Source organism: SAR324 cluster bacterium (assembly GCA_015232315.1).
Taxonomy (GTDB): domain Bacteria; phylum SAR324; class SAR324; order SAR324; family NAC60-12; genus JADFZZ01.
In genome coordinates this window covers 18,162-36,614 of record JADFZZ010000002.1, presented here as the reverse complement: position 1 = coordinate 36,614, position 18,453 = coordinate 18,162, and the positions used below count along the sequence as shown (strand labels likewise).

Annotated in this window: 11 protein-coding genes; 7 read left to right on the top strand and 4 right to left on the bottom strand. The window is 46.8% G+C overall.

Going from position 1 to position 18,453, the window contains the following annotated elements; all coding sequences use genetic code 11:
* Positions 1-8: 8 nt before the first annotated feature.
* Positions 9-431, bottom strand: a complete 423-nt coding sequence (locus tag HQM11_01690; protein MBF0349710.1) for a response regulator — start codon at positions 429-431, stop codon at positions 9-11.
* Positions 432-714: 283 nt separating this feature from the next.
* Positions 715-1,749 carry a zinc carboxypeptidase gene (locus tag HQM11_01685; protein ID MBF0349709.1) on the bottom strand — a complete coding sequence of 345 codons (1,035 nt, stop codon included), beginning with the start codon at positions 1,747-1,749 and terminating at the stop codon, positions 715-717.
* 358 nt (positions 1,750-2,107) lie between these two features.
* Here HQM11_01685 and HQM11_01680 point away from each other — a divergent pair, with 358 nt between their 5' ends.
* The 6 genes from HQM11_01680 (at position 2,108) to HQM11_01655 (ending at position 12,083) form a co-directional block, all read left to right on the top strand.
* On the top strand, positions 2,108-2,671 hold the full coding sequence (locus HQM11_01680; protein MBF0349708.1) for a TetR/AcrR family transcriptional regulator: 564 nt from the start codon (positions 2,108-2,110) through the stop codon (positions 2,669-2,671).
* Between the two features lie 91 nt (positions 2,672-2,762).
* Positions 2,763-6,356 carry an MMPL family transporter gene (locus tag HQM11_01675; GenBank protein ID MBF0349707.1) on the top strand — a complete coding sequence of 1,198 codons (3,594 nt, stop codon included), beginning with the start codon at positions 2,763-2,765 and terminating at the stop codon, positions 6,354-6,356.
* Between the two features lie 90 nt (positions 6,357-6,446).
* Positions 6,447-7,307: an outer membrane lipoprotein-sorting protein gene (locus HQM11_01670; GenBank protein ID MBF0349706.1), complete on the top strand. Its 861-nt coding sequence runs from the start codon at positions 6,447-6,449 to the stop codon at positions 7,305-7,307.
* Positions 7,308-7,348: 41 nt separating this feature from the next.
* The gene (locus HQM11_01665; GenBank protein MBF0349705.1) at positions 7,349-8,845 is read left to right on the top strand and encodes a hypothetical protein; all 1,497 of its coding nucleotides are present in this window, start codon (positions 7,349-7,351) and stop codon (positions 8,843-8,845) included.
* 158 nt (positions 8,846-9,003) lie between these two features.
* Positions 9,004-10,881, top strand: coding sequence for a lysophospholipid acyltransferase family protein (locus HQM11_01660; GenBank protein MBF0349704.1), 1,878 nt, complete (start codon positions 9,004-9,006; stop codon positions 10,879-10,881).
* Between the two features lie 116 nt (positions 10,882-10,997).
* Complete coding sequence (locus HQM11_01655) at positions 10,998-12,083, top strand: hypothetical protein (protein ID MBF0349703.1); 1,086 nt, start codon at positions 10,998-11,000, stop codon at positions 12,081-12,083.
* 30 nt (positions 12,084-12,113) lie between these two features.
* Here HQM11_01655 and HQM11_01650 read toward each other — a convergent pair whose 3' ends face one another.
* Positions 12,114-13,712 (bottom strand): bifunctional GNAT family N-acetyltransferase/carbon-nitrogen hydrolase family protein, encoded by a 1,599-nt coding sequence (locus tag HQM11_01650; GenBank protein MBF0349702.1) that lies wholly within the window; start codon positions 13,710-13,712, stop codon positions 12,114-12,116.
* Positions 13,713-14,070: 358 nt separating this feature from the next.
* Positions 14,071-15,960 (bottom strand): pyruvate kinase, encoded by a 1,890-nt coding sequence (locus tag HQM11_01645; protein MBF0349701.1) that lies wholly within the window; start codon positions 15,958-15,960, stop codon positions 14,071-14,073.
* A 304-nt stretch (positions 15,961-16,264) separates the two neighbouring features.
* Here HQM11_01645 and HQM11_01640 point away from each other — a divergent pair, with 304 nt between their 5' ends.
* Positions 16,265-18,430 carry an Hpt domain-containing protein gene (locus HQM11_01640; protein MBF0349700.1) on the top strand — a complete coding sequence of 722 codons (2,166 nt, stop codon included), beginning with the start codon at positions 16,265-16,267 and terminating at the stop codon, positions 18,428-18,430.
* Positions 18,431-18,453 lie beyond the last annotated feature (23 nt).

The following is an 18,453-nucleotide window of genomic DNA, read 5'->3' as shown; positions in this document are numbered from 1 at the left end:
GGGATGTTTCAGGATTGTTCATACTCATATTCCCCTTCGATCACGCCCCAGGTTCTCCACAAATCTCTGCTGGATTTTTCCGCAATCAGCGACAGGGCAATCTCCAGATCTCCATAATGAAACGGTTTGGGCAACAACTTCAAAACATCCCAGCCTGAAAGAAAGGTCTGCTGGATCAGTGTTGTGCCAGAACTCATGGCCACGACTGGAATGTCATAGCGATGTTTCCTGATGCATTCGACCAGTTGGCATCCATCCATATTGGGCATATTCACATCGGTGATAATCCCGTCAAAACTGAAGGGTGACTCCAAAAAAATTTCCCAGGCCTTTTCGCCATCATCCGCAAAAACCAGTTTGTGTTCGTCTCCCAGAACAACCGCAAACAACTCCTGTATTGATGGCTCATCATCAACAATCATCAATTTCATAACGCCTCCTTTAAAGTTAATACATCTGGACATGATCATAGTTTCGGCCACAAACCGTAGGGACGAACCCGTGTGTTCGCCCGGTTCACAGTCAGACCCAAGGGGCTGACCCTACAGGACAAAACAAAAATCGGGAAACAAATCAACGCCCCGGTTTTGATACAGGACCCAATTTATGAGCAACGCCATCAATCTGAATCAATGGATTCAAAAAGAACCTAGAACAGTTTTGTTAAGAATTAGTGAGAAAAATATGTTGTTCTGTTTATGGTTTGGCAAGTGTTTAACGATAATACCACAATTTGAGAGCGTCACGCTCCAGTGCTTCTCGGGCATCACTGTGCGGCATCCAGTAGGTCCAGGAACAAGCAGCGTTGATCAGGAATTCCATCAGAATGAGGTGTTGACGCAAGGTAGCGTTTTTTCTGTGGTTTAGCAGGGGATTGAACAGTCCGGACAACCGGAATAACTGCAACGGATTGCTGCGTATCCAGGCCCATGATCCCATTTCCAGGGTGAGGGGTAAAAAAGTTCTGTTTCCTTGTTTGAGGGATTGGTCATACAGGTGATCCCATATATCTCCATGCGTGGTGTAACTTCGGGATTGGGGTTCCATCAGGTAGTTTTTATGGTAGGGATAGGATCGGTTGAACAATTGCTTGAGTGCCAGCATTTCGGGAAGATGATAAAATGGTTCTTTGGTTTTTGCATAGGGAAACCATACCCGATCCCGGAAACCGAAACCGGAATGGCAATCGAGGGAAAAACTGAATGGCGCCGCAAACAGATATTTTTCAACCACATCACAAACCGCCTGCGCTTCAGGTTCCATCATGGACGATTCTCCCCGAAACCAGGGCAACCTTCGACTGACCTGGTGTCCTCCAGCCAGCCAGGGCACATTATCATGGGCGATGACGGGTGAATTCCGCATCAGATCAATGCCATTGGGATTGCTGCGAGTGTGATTCCATAGGCCTCCCGGATTGACCAGCGGCATAAAAATCAGTTGTATGCGGGATAACCGGTCATTCAACGAAACATCCCAGCGCATTCGTTCCAACAGACTGCTGATCAGTACCAGCAAAATCTGGATTCCGATGCGTTCCAAGCCATGAAATCCCCCGAAAAATCCAATCTTCGGGCAATCCTCCGCGGTTGATCCCAGCCGGAGACAATAAACAGGCAATATGATCTGTTCGGAGATACGGATTCTGGTGACAATATCCGCCTCCAGATAATCACTGTTATTGCGGATGAGGTCTTCCAGTTCAATCAATTCAGGAATTTGAAGGGACTGAAAATATCTAGCTTTCATTGTGTGCATACAACGCCTTTATGCGGTTTGACCCCGGAATCATTATGCGCGGTTCATGGTGCGTCCGGGTGAAGATGATGCGGAATGGTTAAAGTTTGATAAGGCCTCCTGAAAAAAAACGCAATGGGATGAACGCTTATCTTTCCCGACATGTCCGGTTTGCCTCCTCACAAATACTTACCAGTAAGGTGCTCTCCTGTGAAATGCCCTTGATTGCGCAGGTCCGGGACGAAGTTCTTGAGATTCAAAAATAGAAATAAATTCCAGCAACAGTTTTTCGGTGTTGACAATTACGTATAGCTGACTGTATCTGGAGTTCAGTCAGTTTTTGGTGCATGTTTTTGAAGGAGTTTTTCTGGTGTTACCGAAAGAAACACAGATACTGAATGCGGCGCGGGAGCATTTTTTCAGATATGGTTTTAAAAAAGCCAATGTTGAGGAAATCGCTCATGACGCAGGCGTTGGTAAAGGCACCGTCTATAATTATTTTGATAACAAGGAAGCTCTGTTTATCCGCTGTGCGGAACAGGATTATCAAAGCATTCGTGAACAATTGAAAAAAGTTCTGAAAGCTGAGAAAAACGCTGAACAGAAATTGATTCGGCTTTTGCTCTGTAAACTTGGACACATCAAGGGGTTGATCCTGCAATACTCCATGTCCCGGGTCGTCTTTGAGGAAATGATTGACACCCACGTCAAACTTTCAAACAAAAAACAGGAAGCGATCCATGACATTCAACAACTGCTGGAGGAGGGGGAAACTGAAGGGCTTTTTCGTAAGGCAGATCACCATAAAAACGCTGTGATGATTGAAAAAATTCAGTTTCAGTTTATTTTGCGCTGGCTGGAAATGGATTCTGCGGAAATTGAACAGGAAGTGAGGGATTTGTTTGAACTGATTTTCGGCGGGCTGCGCCAGTAAATCATGAACTATTCATGATTTTTTTTATCCACCTCTGACTCATATTCAAAAGTAGTCAGACAGTCATTCATGTTTTAAGGAAGGACAGCTTATGATGAAATATTTAGGTCGTTTCAGTACCAGGTTTCCGGGCCTGGTGGTGGTGGTCGTGATTGGCATCACCGCGTTCATGATGTATCAGATCAAAACCCGGTTGTATATGGAAGCGGATATGACCAAATTCCTGCCCAAGAGCATGCCCACGACCAAAGCCAATGATTATTACAAAAAGAATTTCAATTATCAGGAAGCCCTGATGATTGGTCTTGAAATGCCTGGTGGAACCGTCATGCAACCTGACGTGCTACGGGCGATGGAAGCAATTATTGAGGATATCAAGGGGCTCAAGGGCACCAAAACCATTCAGAGCCTGCTCACCGGAAAAACTGAAACCCTCACCCTGCCGATGGGAATTGATCAGGAAAATATCCGGAGCATCGCCAATCTTGAAGATGCCATTCTGGACAAGGAAACCGGTTCTGTCATTTCAGGCAGTGTGATCACAAAACTGAAAAAAGAACTGGGCATTCCCTTTACGGATCAAACGGAAGAACTGTTGCCTGAGTCGGAGGAGGATCTGAAAAAAATCATTCCCGGGTTGCAGGCCCATTTGCTGAATGACCGCACCACCCGGGGAAGTTTGATTTCCGAAGACCTGACCGCCACGTCCATTCAGGTCCAGATGCTGCGCAAGTGGGATTACAAACGGCGTTTTGCCCTGCTGGAACTGGAAACCGCCATTGACGCGGAAAAACTGAAAAACCGCTACATGGGCCGGGACAGTGTGTTTCCCTTTGACGTGTATGGTAAAAAATATGGCCTGACCACCTATGATGATGCTTTTATCTCAGAGCATACACAAACCATGCGGCGTATTCTGAAAAAGCACCTGACCGGCTATTTATCCAGCACGTTCGAGGAACATCCACGTCTTCAGGAACTGTTATCCGGCGAACTCACTCTGGAAAAATTTGATGACCTCATGAGTTATGTGGAAAGCCGGAATTTCTTCCTGCATCCTGAGATGTATACCTGGGAGAATTTCACCACCAATCTGTATGAATTTTCACTGGAAAACATTGACGCGTTGAGTCGTGAAAATCTGGAGTTCAAGTTATACAACGTCAAGGATATTTATGATCTGAATCTGATTTATGAACAGACACAGGAAATTATCAGGAAACATGCGGTTCCGGGCCTAAAATTTCATATAGCCGGAGCACCCGTCGTGACCGCGATTTTTGCCCACATGATCGGCAAGGATATGGGAATGTTGATGCCCGTGGCCATTGTGCTCATCTTTTTCATTCTTCTGCTGAGTTTCCGGACAGCGGTCGGGGTATTCATTCCCATGATAACGGTGATCATTTCCATGATCTGGGCCTTGGGCTGTATGGCGATGGCTCATGTGCCAGTCACCGCCATATCTTCGATGTTGCCCATTGTGCTGCTGGCGACGGGCACCGCCTATGGGATTCACCTGCTCAACCGCTATTATGAAGATATTCACTATTCCAAAGACCGTAAAAAAGTTCTGCAGATCACCGTTGAGCATGTGGGTGTTGCGATCCTTATGGCAGGAGCCACCACTGTTGCCGGATTTCTCTCTCTTGTTTCGTCCGATCTGACCCTTATTCAACAGTTCGGGATTTTTGCGGCGGTGGGCGTTGCGGGTGCGCTATTCCTGTCGCTCACATTCAGTCCCGCCATTTTGACATGGTGGAAAATCCCACAGAAAACAAAAGCCTTGAAACGGGACAACGTTCATGCGGAAGGCCACGCCATTGACAAGCTGATGCATGCCTGGGCGGCACTGGTCGTCAAACATCCCAAAGCGTTCATTGCGGGTTTCGTAGTGCTCATGATCGCCTCCGCACTTGTGATGCCCCAACTGAAATATGAAGGCGGACAGATGTCCAATTTCAAGGACGACAACCCCATCAAGCAAAGTGATGTCTTCATCAATCGTAAATTGAGTGGAACCGGACTGGTCAATCTTCTGTTCCGGTTTCGTCCGGAAGTTCTCATTGATCATCCTGAGGCGATCGAGTCACTCACGGTCGCGGTTCAGCGGTTGAATTCCGCATGGGACGCCTTTGTGAAGGCAACTCCTGAAAGCAATTATTCCCCGCTGAATGACCAGATACATTCGCTGACTGAACTGGTGAAGGACCCCGTAAAAAACCAGGCCGGGATCAAACAGATTATGGAAGTCACCGGACATGTGCTTAACGAAGAATATGCTGTTGCGGTCACTCCTGAAGAAACTGGAACCACCAAGGAAAAACAGCAGAAGGAGCTGACCTCGGAAGAAGCCAATGCACTGGATGAACTGATGGGCGTTTCTTCTGAGGAAAATACGGCTACAAACAGCGGCGGCGGTCTGGACGATCTGATGGGGTTGGCTGATTCCACTGAAACAAGCGCAACGGTGGAAAAAGGACCTTATGAAGATCTTTCGTCGGAACAGCTTGCCGGATTGAAGGAGATTCATCAACAGTTGGGGCTGACTCAGGAAACATGGGAAAGCACCGCCTCCGCTGTGATTCAGCTTCGACAACACAAACAGGAAGAATCAGCCCTCAAATTACAACGGGCGTTCAATCAGTTGCATGATTTTTTTGTAGCGGATCTGACCCAGACTCAGGTGCTGCATAAGATTCAGAAAATGCAGGAATTTGCTGAAGCCATGACCTCTCCTTCCATCACAATCGAGGGACACGTCATGCAACCCACAGGTTTTGTGGTGAGTCCGGTGGATCTGGTCAGAAAATTCTATCGGGTGTTTTACCATGACGATGACCCCACTTATGAACGTCTGCCCAATGTGGAAACAGACAACATCGCGGATCCAACCTTGACCGATCGGGGAATTACCGGTGTGTTGCTGAATCAGGCCTTGAATGCCAATCGGGATACGTTTGAAGGCATGGTCACACCGGATCTGAAAGAATTCCAGATGTCGATTCTCACACGGGATGGCAGCAGCGCGTTTATCATGGATTATGAAACACAGATCCGGGAAGGTCTTAAAAAACTGTTTCCAGCCAATGATCCTTATATTGCCGATGTCCGTGTGGCCGGCTATGCGCCAACCATTACCGAAGTCACCAACGTGATCAGCACTTCCCAGGCAAAAAGTATCGCATGGTCTTTTGTGTTTGTTTTCGCGGTCACATTTTTTATTTTCCGGTCGCTGGTCGGTGGGCTATTTGCCATCATTCCCCTCTTTTTTACAGTTCTGGCGAATTTCGGCATGATTTATTTGCTGGGCTGGAAAATCAATACGGGAACCATGATGGTGGCTTCCATCTCCATTGGGATTGGTGTGGATTACACCATCCATTTTCTGGAACGATTCAAGACCCAGTTGCGTCAGGGGGATGATCTGGAACACGCCTATTTCAACACCATTCACTCTTCGGGCAAGGCGATTCTGATCAATGCGGTGTCTGTGGCTGTGGGGTTTCTGGTGTTGATCGCTTCAGCGTTTGTGGCCAATATCGCCATGGGAGCCCTGATGGCTGGAACCATGATTTACAGTTCTCTGGGGGCGATGACGCTGTTGCCAGCGTTGATTCTGGTGTTAAAACCCAGGTTTTTTGAAATGGAAAAAAATCAGATTGACAACAAAACAAAGCATTAAAGAGGCATGACCGGTCAGGACCGGGCCCGATACCTGACCGTCATTTCTGTGATTCAAATCGGGAACAACCAATCATCCAAGGAGCACACCATGAAACAAAAATTATTGTTGGGAAGCATTGCCTGTATTCTGTTTTTGGGAACCAGCCTGAACCCTGTGAGGGCAGAAACACCAGAAGAAAAAGGCCGGGCCATTATGGAAGCCGTGGACAAACTTCCGGCTTTTGAAAAAACACTCAGTGAAAATGTGTTCAAGATCTATGATTCCCAGGAACAGTTGATTTTCACCAAAAAAGCCCGATCCGCCAATTTCCATGAAAATTATAAGGACCCGCAAAAACGCTTGAGTCGTGCTATCAGTTACTTCTATTTTCCGGCTGATGATCAGGGCAACAGCGCACTCATGATTGAACAGGAAGGTGCTGACGATGATCAGTGGATCTATCTCAAAGGACTCCGCAAACCCAAACGGGTCATTGGTTCTGACAAAAGCTCCTCCTTCATGGGTTCTGATTTTTCCAATGGAGATATGGCCGCACGGGATATCAATGATTACAACTATACATGGCTTGGAACCGACACTGTGAATTTCAAAGGCAAATCCCTGCAAGTTGAAAAAATCCAGAGCGAATTCAAAAGTCAGCAGAACAAGGACGATTACGGCTACAGCAAAACCATCATCTGGATGGATCCTCGCTCCGGACTGGTGTTCAAGGGCGAAATCTATAATCTGCAAGGACAATTATACAAGCAGATGCAGTTGCTGTCATTCCTGGTCAAGAAAAACCGCGATGACCAGAAAATTTTTGTACCGGGCGGCTTTGAAATGAAAAACGTGATCAAGGGCACCAAAACCGTTATGGAAATTGACCGCTTTGATGTGGAACAGGAAGCGGACAAGGTTGATCCGTCCATTTTCAATCTTCAGTATCTGACCCGAAAATGGTGGTAAGTTTCACTGATTCCTTTCCCACTCTCAATTCATGAGGAACGATGATTCGCAAAATTATGATGGTGGCATTCCTGTTCGTGGTGTGGATTTATCATCCACTGGCCGCGGATCTTGAGGAGTTATCCGGTCTGGCAGAAAACAGTGACGACGCAGTGCAATCCGCGACAACAGAGGCCGGGATACTGGACGATTTGTCAGGGCTTGCCGACAGTCCAGAAAATGGAGGACTGGAAGACCTGTCTGACAGTTCCGCGCCTCAAAGTGATTCCCTGAGTTCGGAGGCCGCCACTGAGACAGGTGCCTCCCTGGAAGAGGATAACCATTCTCTCATGGTCAATGGCTATCTGAAACCCTTGATGTATTGGAACAGCACCCATTATGCGGATGATCTTTGGGCCAGGTTTCAGGCCATGAAAGTTCAGGGACTGAATGCTCCGGCTCATCAGGATGAGAATCAGTTCACCGATGTTGGTGCCCGCATGCAGCTTAAGCTGGAAGGTTTTCTGGGCGATACCGCCCGTTTGTTTACGGCAGTCAATGTGGAATACAATGATGTCACCGATGATGACGCATCCCGGACAGCAATCCGGATGGTTGAGGCCTTCATAGAAGTGTTTGACGGCAGTCGGACCTGGAAAATCGGAAATCAACTGATCACCTGGGGCTTCATGGAAGGACTTGAAGTGCCCACCGACCGCATCAATTCCAGGAACATGGCATTCAGTAGCACTGAATTTGAAGATAGCAAAATGGCGAGCACCGGTATTTTACTAAAACAGTATGTTGGTGATTTCAGCTTTCTGGACGTCCTCTACATTCCGATGGCCAAAGTCAATATTGATCCGGCTTATGCGGACTATTACTATCTGTTACCCGATCAATTGCCCGAAGCTCACTCCGATCGACAGCAGGTTGCCCTGCGTTATTCATTCACACAGGGAAATCTGGACATGGCCTTGAGCTATGTTCAAGGGCTTGATCCTGTTGCGGATGTGATGGTGGATGACAATGAGGCCAGTCAACGAACCTGGCACTCTCTGAAAAGTCCGGGATTGGACGTGCAGTACAATAGCGGCAGCGCGTTGCTCAAACTGGCGTATGTGAACAATCAGACAGAAGACGAAAACGGGGATGATCCGTTCATCAAAAACAACTGGCAGAAGGTTGTGACCGGCGCTGAATTTTATATTTCCTCCGCGATTGTTAATCTGTATGTCGGCCAATTGCTGGTGAGCGACTGGAATGATTCAACCCCTCTTTTTCTTCAAACCAATGCGTTGATGGGGCAGTCTGAGGAAGTGACCAATTTTGTGTCCGGGCATGTGAGCGCGTCCTTTTTCCCCGGCGATGCTCTGGGGACAACCATCCTGTTTGCCTCCTATCAGAACAGTGACGGAGAAACCCTCCGGCAAATTTTCGCGCCAGTCCTCAAATGGAAAATCGCGGATGGCCTGGAATCGGTCGTCAGTCCCACCTATGTTGCCCTGAAAGAAACCACGTTTGTTTCAGGAAAAATGGAACTCAAAGTTTCCTTTTGATTTCAACCTGCCATGGCTTGTGGCAGGTTGCCCGCGTTTCTCTCCTCTCTTTCTGACAGAAGTTTAACAGTCTCATCATAGAACTATGACACTCTCACCCTATGATCAGGACATACATCGGTTTGTCATGATGCTTGATCCCCTTATCTGGAGAGTGTATGAGTTACCCCGCATACGAATTAACCCAGGTTCTTGACCAGGAAAAATCAATTGCGAAATTGATTGATCTCGGTGAGATGCAACCTGTTTTTCAAAAAAACTCATGGCTGACCTGGCTCAGTGGACGCCTGGAAAAATGGTTGTCACTGGACAGAGTCAATCAAGCCTATCAGGAAGTGTTTCATCATATCAATCAGGAAAACTTTTTTCAGGTTTGCCTGGATCGTCTCATGATTGATTATTCCTTTTCCAAAGAAGATCTGCAGAAAATTCCGGCCAGTGGTCCCCTGGTGATTGTGGCCAATCATCCGTTTGGCGGAGTGGATGGCATTATTCTGGGAAGAATTCTTCAGATGGTCCGCCCCGATGTGAAGATATTGGCCAATTCCATTCTTCAGGGCATTCCGGAACTTTCCGCACAAGTTATTCCAGTGAACCCCTTTGGCGGAAAAAATACCTCCTTTAAAAATATCGCGGGTCTCAAAGATTCGATCAAATGGCTTCGTCAGGGTGGTGCGTTGATCACGTTCCCGGCCGGGGAAGTATCTCATTTTCAATGGAATACCGGCAAACTGGAAGATGCGGAGTGGCATCAACACATTGCCTCCCTGGTTCGACGTTCGGAAGCAACCGTGCTGCCCGTGTTTTTTTCAGGAAAAAACAGTTTGTTGTTTCAAGTTCTGGGAAAAATTCATCCCTGGCTGAGAACCATGCTGTTGCCCCGGGAACTTCTGAACAAAGCTGGAAAAACCCTGCCTGTTTTTGCCGGACATCCTATTCCATGGAAAAAACTGGTGGACAAGGATGATGCTGAAATGACGCTTTATCTACGAGCCAAAACCTACTTCCTGAAAAACCGAATTCAGGAGCCTTCAGCAAAAAAAGCGTTTTTTACCATGCCCAAAGCAAAAGAGCTGACGCCTGAATCTGTAATTTCCGCGGTTGAAACCCACAAGATGGTGTTGGAACTGGAACATCTGCCAGTGACACAAAAACTGCTGCAACATGGAGAATTCACGGTTTATTATGCCTGGGCCTATCAGATCAAAGACATCCTGACAGAAATTGGCCGGTTGCGGGAAGTGACGTTTCGGGAAGTGGGTGAAGGCACAGGCCGGAAACTGGATCTGGATGAATTTGATGCCTATTACATGCATCTGTTCATGTGGAATCATAAAACTTCTGAGCTGGTGGGTGCCTACCGTCTTGGCTTGACAGACGCGATTTGTCGTCAATACGGCATACGTGGATTGTACACCAACACCCTGTTCCGATTCAAACCGCAGTTTGTTGGCCAATTGAAGAATTCCATCGAATTGGGCCGTTCGTTCATCCGTTCAGAATATCAACGCAAACCCAACAGTCTGGCCCTGCTCTGGAAAGGGATTGGCGAATTCATTGTCCGACATCCGCAATACACCCAATTGTTTGGGCCTGTCAGCATCAGTCAGAATTACCATGCCATTTCCAAGCGTTTGATGGTGCGGTTTTTCCAGAAAAATCTCAAGGACTCCAGTCTGTCTTCGGGGGTCAAACCACGCAATCCTTACCGGATGGGTGGACTGGCCAGAATGAAGGACAAGCCCGTGATGAAACATATCGCCAATGATCTGGAAGACATGTCTGTGCTGGTGTCTGAAATGGAAAATGACGGCAAGGGGATTCCGGTGTTGATCAGGCACTATCTCAAATTCAACGCCCGCTTTGTCAGTTTCAATGTGGATAAGGATTTTTCGAATGTCATTGATGGGTTGATTGTTGTGGATCTGCTGAATGCGGATCTTGCTCTGCTCAGAAAATTCATGGGTGCGGAGGGCTACTATCACTATGCCGCACAACATGGAATGTATCCTGATTCCAACGAAAAAGCCGGATAATGAAAGTGAAAAGAATAACCTGTAAAATTTTTTAAAAACCTTCTTTGTCAGGCACGCGTAGAGACGCATGATTCGCACGTCTCTACAGACCTGAGAATGGGGATCAGAAAGTGCTTATGAAAAAATATAGTTCAGGCAGGGAGTCCCTGCCAAAAATAGAGTTGGTTTTGGAAGGTGGCGCGTATCAGGTCGCCTTTTCGGTCGGGGCGTTGATGTTTATCCGTGAATACCTGGGTAATTTACCGGCACGTGAGTTTGTGAGCCGGATCAGAGCTTCTTCAGCGGGAATTCCTGTCGGATTGTTCTTTCTGTTTGATCACATGGATCAGACACATACCATATTTGATATTCTGACAGATCCCCATGTGCTCAAGCTGAAAAGGAATCGTCCTCACAAAGGCTATCTGAACACAAAGGCTATTGTGAAAATGATGCACAAGATTCTGTGCCATGATCTGGATACTCTGAAAACCGGGACACCGGAGTTTTATTATCCGGTGGTGAACACGCAGACAGGCGACACGCACATCATCAGCAATCAGGAGCATGAACGGACTGAAACGTATATGTTCCAGTCGGCGAAGTTTCCGTGGAAATCGATGCAGGCGGCCATGTCTCCGCCCATTTTGTCCAACCCTGTAAAACTCAAACTGGAGGCGGATAAGGAGCGGTTTGCGGATGGACAATTCGGCTCTCCGTTTGCTTTGTCCGCAGAAGCGTTGGATCTTCGCTTGAAAAGAGGACATGAACCAGAAGAATCTGTGCGGAAAATCTATCTACTGACGGAGTCACTGGATCGTATGCCCAGCAAAACGTATCCGTTATTTGCGAACATTGATAAAAAAATCGCGAAAACCATGCAATGGATTCCCAAAGAATGGCGCGGTATTGACGAAGCCGGTTTGTTTCCGCCGGGATACCATCGCCTGTTTGAAGAGTACAATCAGTTGTATTTCCGCAACATGGCCTTGATTCGTCATGAAGTTCAGGCGGAAAAAGCGATTGTCATTGCCCCGTTAAAATCCACCAAACTCCGTTCTTTGACTCGAAAACCCCAGCATCTTTACCGGATGTTGTCTCTGGGATATTTCCTGGCACGGAACCATGCGCCGTTGCTCTTGTATTTGAATGAAATCAAACAAGCCTATCATTCTGGCATCTTTGTTTCCCTGCCTTTCGAGTCCCAACAGAAAGCTTCATAGTTTTTGCGAGCCTCATGAACTTCGGGGCAATCATTCCTGCGCTTTGATCCATTGCAAACGATAGAGATCAAGTCTTCGATCTTTAAAATTCTGCACTGATCCTTTGAGACGAAGCTCTTTGAGCAATTCCAGATCCAGATCGGCAATCAGGGTCATCTCCGTGTTGGGCGTGGCTTCCGCGACAATCGCGTCATGCGGAAACGCAAAATCTGACGGACAGAACACAGCGGATTGGGAATACTGGATATCCATATTGGCCAGATTGGGAAGATTCCCCACACTTCCAGCAAGCGCGACGTAACATTCATTTTCAATTGCCCGTGCCTGAGCACAGCGACGAACACGCAAATAGGCGTTTTTAGTGTCGGTCCAGGTGGGCACAAACAAAATATTCATTCCCTGTTCCGCCAGAAACCGCGACAATTCAGGAAATTCGACATCGTAACAAACCAGAATTCCAATTTTGCCGACATCTGTGTCAAAAATATGCAGTGCGTCTCCGCCACGCATTCCCAGATCCATGGCTTCATCCGGAGTCACATGGATTTTATGCTGAAATCCTGAACTGCCATCCCGTTTGAACAGAAACGCCACATTTCGCAATTTCTGCTGATCATATTCCGGCATACTTCCAGCGATAATATTGACGTTGTAGGAAACCGCGAATTCGCTGAATACCAGCTTCATCCGGTCCGTGAACTGTGACAGCGCACGCAAGGCGTCTGACGCGGAAGTTGATTCAAACTGTGACATCAAGGGCGCGCTGATATATTCAGGAAACAGGATAAAATCACACTGGTAATCCGAGAGCGTGTCCACAAAAAACTCAATCTGCTTTACCAGTTCCTCCACGCTGTTGACGGTGCGCATCTGCCACTGAACAATTCCCACACGCACCACCGTTTTTTGTCCGCCAAATAATGGCGCGGTACTTTCATAATAGATATTGATCCATTCCAGCAAGGTGGCATAGGTGTGTGAATCTGTATCTTCAAACCAGTAATTCTGCATCAACTTGCGCACATGAAACTCGTTGGATAACTGAAAACTCAAAACAGGATCATAAATTTCCTTGTTTTTCACCTGACGGATATAGGTTTGAGGCGACATTTCCTCCGCATGGCGTTTGTATCCCGGAATCCGGCCTCCGGCAATGATCCGACGCAAATTGAGTTTTTCACACAGTTCCTTGCGGGCGTCATACAGGCGTCGTCCCAGTCTCAAGCCCTGATAACCGGGATGGACCATGATGTCCATTCCATACAGGGTATCACCTTTGGGGTTGTGGGTTGTCAAGTAGCCATTGCCGGTGATCTGGACATAGGTATGTTTGTCACCAAACTGTTCATAATCCACAATCAGGCTCAAGGCCGCGGCAACCACTTTCCCGTTGTCTTCAATACAGATCTGCCCTTCCGGAAATTTGGCCAGTTGTGCCTCATACTGCTCTTTTTCCCATGGCGTGGTGATGTGGCTATAAACACGTTCCATGATTTCGCGAAGATCGTTGTAGTCACCATGCTGGATGTTCCGCAACAGGAGTTTATGGCGAGTTTGGTGCTTGTGGCTTTTATGGCCAGGTACTTGTTCTTTTTTGGAACTAATTTTTTTATTGGCGGATTTTTTCATTTGTTTTGTTTTTTTAGGCATAGCTTTCTTCCTTTTACCAGACATCTGTAAGTTATCGGTTTTTGACCATCAGTTGGCGTTGAGCATTTTAGAAATTATAGTCGTTCCCGCGCAGGCAGGTATGACATTGAAGGGCAAAAAGGCACCTCTGGTGCCCTTCCACGGCTCCTTGGCACGCCACCGGAGGTGGGATAAGGAGGGTTCCCCACCAGAGGTAGGGAACCAGAAAGATTATGGTCGGGTACATGGGGAATTTAATGCTCAGAATTACATCCCCCTAACCCCCTTGAACCAAGGGGGAATTAATACTCAGCACCATTCATAATGCTGAAGTTGATGACATTGGGATCAGGGGGAACTATCTGCTTTCTTCCATGAGTGACAGCCGCAATTTGCGCAACATGCTTTTCTTCTTGCTCTGATGACCGCTCATCCTGCGCAGGATATTATCCAGTGCTTCCAGAGCATTGACAATGTATGGCCCTTTATTGAGCATGACACATTCCGCACGCACGCTCATGGACGCGTCCGTGATTTCAGCACGGGAGGGTTTTCCGGTTTTCGCGAGATTTTCCAGCACCTGTGTGGCCCAGATGACCGGAACATGAGCCGCTTCACAAATCCACAGGATTTCTTCCTGAACTTCAGCCATTCGTTCAAAGCCGCATTCAATGGCTAAATCTCCACGGGCAATCATGACACCCAACGGCGCACGCCGCATTCCTGTGAGCAGAAGTCTGGGCAGATTTTCAAAGGCTTTCCGTGTTTCAATTTTAAGGACGATGCCGACTTTGTCCGCGTTGCGTTTGGCCAATTCCTCATGCAATTTCAGAATATCTTCCGGCCGCTGAACAAATGAATAGCCAATGACATCGGCATTTTTAGTCACAAAGTCCAGATCCTGAAGATCCTTTTCCGTCAGAGAATGCATGTTCAGTTCGCTGTCAGGAAAGTTGATGCCTTTGTCCGCTGAAAGCTTGGACACCTCTGCGGATGTGATTTCTACCTTGATCTGTTTTTTGCTGATGGATTGAATAACTCCGGCGATTTTTCCATCATCGAAATACACACGTTCCTCTTTTTTCAAGTTCTGAAACACCTCTGGCATGGTACAGGAAATTTGAGCAGGCTCAATCAGTTTTCCCGCGTCATCATATTCCGCGTTTTTGCCCGGAACAGGTTCAGCCAGCAGGAACAAGGTATCTCCGTCTTTCAACATCAAACTCTGTTCTTTGGCAGGTAGATTTCTGATTTTTGCTGAATCAACGGAAAGCTGTGAATGTTTTTTTGAAATGGAAAACAGTTCAGTTCCCGGACCAACGTAGCAGGTCTGGCTGGTTTCAAGCAAACAATGATTGTATTCCACTTTGACCACTTTCAGTTTTCTTTTTTTACCACGCAGATCCTTGCATTCCAACACAACGTCTGTGGAGAGTTTCTTCAAAAATTTTTTGGAGACTGGAAGTTGAGGAATTGAAATATCCGTGATGAAATTTTCTGTTTTATCAGCGACCAGATATACGGTTGCGGGAGTTATTGTTTTTCCTTTTTCATCGCGGACAGGTCTGATTTTAACCACCTGCGGTCCGGGTCCGATGGCGCCAGTGCGGATCTTGGGACCACCCAGATCCATAAATACTTTGCAGGATCGGCTCAATTCCCGTTCAGCTTTTCGCAGGTTCTCAATCATTTTCTCCCAGACAGCCGGATCATCATGGGCACAGTTAATCCGCATGACATCCATGCCTGAGGCGACCAGTTCCCGCACCAGTTGATAATGATCAGCGGCTTGACTGGGCATGGTCACCATGATTGAGACGGGACGATGCTCTGATTTTCCAAGTAAATTTCGGGTGTGCAGTTCCAGGTAATCTTTTCCGCCCTTGTAATCGACCGGGGGCGTTTTGCGGGCAAATTCCGGAATTCTTCCGAGAATATAGTCAATCATATTCATGACCTTGATCATGGAATGTTGAACATGAGATTCAACTCTGCCGAGCGATGACAAGCCATAGGAACTCAATTGATTCTGAAACTCGCGGATGTCTTCCTGTCTCAACGCCATGTAATGCAGAAGATTGCGGATGCTTTTTTCATAATTTTTGCTGACTGCCTGAATTTCTGTTTCAAACCGCGTTTCGAGAGCCTCCATACGCTGCCATGTTGCAGTCAGTTTGTCATACAACTGCTGTAATTCCTGAAGTTCATGCTCTTGAAAAAAATGAGACTGTACTACATTATCAGACACAAATACCTCCTGCTGAAGAATCTTCTCTTTTAATGAGAATAATACTGAAAATAAGATGCTATCTTCCCAATTACACTCCTTTTTGATGGAAGGCAATTGGCCTAACCAAAATCTAACAATCACGGGTCTTCAAGATGGCTCAAGGCCTATTTGGATGATAATGAATATTTCCTGATAGCCGTCATGTTGAAATACTCTCCCCATATTTAACAATCTCGTAATACCCGCCTAATGAACCTCGGGTAGGCTTGCTGCAATCGCAATAATTATGCGGCTTGTCAACACAACATTCCAGGAGGTCTGCATGGAAAATCTGAATTCTGAATTTGTACTGAGTAAAATTTCCGAGTTTCCCAAAATACAAACGGGCGTCATGTCGGCTATCGTTCAGGATTCACATTCGAACCCGGATATCGCCCGGAAAATTGTGTATATTCCCGCGATTTCTGACTCGGTGGACATGCTTCAGATTATGGATATGTTTTATGAAAACCAGGACAATACGTTTTTTCCCATTGTGAATGACAGTGAGGAACCGGTCGGTCTGGTGAGAGAATATCATCTGAAAGAATATGTTTATTCCCAGTTTGGCCGAAATGTACTGGAAAACCCGATTCGGAAAAAACATGTGGAACGGTTTGTGTCACCATGCATGAACGCGGATATTGGCATCGCGACCGGAGATATCCTTAAAGATGAATACATCCGGAATTGTGACGAAGGCATCGTGATTACCCAATATGGCAAGTATGTCGGGTTTTTGACCGCTAATTCCCTGCTGGATCTGTTTCATGAATATCAGATGAAACTGGTTGAAGAACACAATCAGGTATTGGCCTGGAAAAACAAATTACTGGACCAGAAAAATCGGGACATTCAGTCAATGTTGCAGAACATGCAGCAGGGAATCTTCACGATTCTGGAAGGAAATATCATTCATCCGGAATATTCACGACATCTGGAGCAGATCCTGGAAATGTCAGACATCGCGGATCAATCTGTGATGGCTGTGTTGTTTGCGCAAAGCAACCTGGGGTGTGACCAACTCAATCAGGTTGAGGTGGCATTGGGCTGTATTTTAGGGCAGGACCAAATGTTTTTTGACTGCAACCGACATGTTCTGCTATCTGAGTTCTGTCTGAATCTGAATTATACCCAAAAAGTGATTGAACTGGATTGGAATCCGATCCTGAATGATCTGGATGAAGTAGAAAAAATTCTGGTTGTGGTCCGGGATGTCACCCGATTACGGGAGTTGCAGTCCGAATCCAGTCAGCAGAAACGGGAACTCGAAATCATTGGTCAAATCCTGAAAACCTCCCAGGAAAATTTTTATGAATTTGTGCAAAACGCCGAGCAACTGATCAAGGCGAACCGTGACATTCTTGAGCAGGGCATGACGCATGATCTGGAGGTGCTCAACACCCTCTTCCGCAACATGCATACCATCAAGGGCAATGCCCGCACCTATGGTTTGCAGTATATCACCAATCAGGTGCATGAAGCCGAGAATACTTATGACGGAATGCGTAAGGCCGCGTCCCTGGAATGGGATATGCCCTTACTGAGGAGTCAGCTTGACGCGACCTGGAAGATTATCAGGGAATACGCGGACATCAGTGAACAAAAACTCATGCGTAAAGGTCCGGGACGCCGTGGAAATGTGGATCGGTTTTTTATGGTTGAAAAAGAAAAAATCAACGATCTTGCCCATCAGCTTCAGTTGCTTGAGCAAAAATGCGCGGCAAATTTAGGTCTATATTTCACCTATCTTCAATCCAGCAACCCGGAACATGAACCGTTATTGAACGCGCTTGAACAAACCACCAGAGACATCATCCAGCTCCAAAACCTGATAAAACCCATTGGCAGTACCTCCATTGCCGAAATATTGGAGGGAAACATGGAAGCTCTGGAATCCCTGTCTCGTGACCTGAATAAACGACAACCTGAAGTGCACATCCGGGATCATGGAATCCTGATCAAAAATCAGGTGGCGGGGCTGGTTCGAAACGCTTTCGGGCATGTCTTGCGAAACTCCATGGATCACGGAATTGAAACGCCAGAAGAACGTGTCATGAAGGGAAAATCACCAGAAGGGCATATATCGATCGATGTTAAACTGGATGAGAGCAATCTTGAGTTTTCCTACAGAGATGATGGCCGGGGGCTCAATCTGGAAAGAATCCATCAAAAAGCGTTGGCGGCCAACATTCTTCAGGAAAACGAAACGTATTCAACAACGCAGATTGCCCAACTTATTTTTCATTCAGGACTTTCGACCGCCAGTCAAGTGACAGAAGTCTCAGGACGAGGCGTTGGCATGGACGCTGTAAAAAATCTGTTTCAGCGCGAAAAAGGCGATGTGACCATCCGGTTGCTGGAACCTGTGGAACATTCGGAATTTGTTCCCTTTGAACTGATTCTGATATTGCCACGTGTCAATGCGGTTCGGTTGGTTTCAGTGTGAATATAACTTTGAAGGGCTTCCGA

Coding starts and splice junctions, on each gene's coding strand:
- HQM11_01685 (MBF0349709.1), bottom strand. CDS start 1,749: ATGAAAGCTAGATATTTTCAGTCCCTTCAAATTCCTGAATTGATTGAA.
- HQM11_01675 (MBF0349707.1), top strand. CDS start 2,763: ATGATGAAATATTTAGGTCGTTTCAGTACCAGGTTTCCGGGCCTGGTG.
- HQM11_01650 (MBF0349702.1), bottom strand. CDS start 13,712: ATGAAAAAATCCGCCAATAAAAAAATTAGTTCCAAAAAAGAACAAGTA.
- HQM11_01640 (MBF0349700.1), top strand. CDS start 16,265: ATGGAAAATCTGAATTCTGAATTTGTACTGAGTAAAATTTCCGAGTTT.
- HQM11_01665 (MBF0349705.1), top strand. CDS start 7,349: ATGATTCGCAAAATTATGATGGTGGCATTCCTGTTCGTGGTGTGGATT.
- HQM11_01655 (MBF0349703.1), top strand. CDS start 10,998: ATGAAAAAATATAGTTCAGGCAGGGAGTCCCTGCCAAAAATAGAGTTG.
- HQM11_01670 (MBF0349706.1), top strand. CDS start 6,447: ATGAAACAAAAATTATTGTTGGGAAGCATTGCCTGTATTCTGTTTTTG.
- HQM11_01660 (MBF0349704.1), top strand. CDS start 9,004: ATGAGTTACCCCGCATACGAATTAACCCAGGTTCTTGACCAGGAAAAA.
- HQM11_01690 (MBF0349710.1), bottom strand. CDS start 431: ATGAAATTGATGATTGTTGATGATGAGCCATCAATACAGGAGTTGTTT.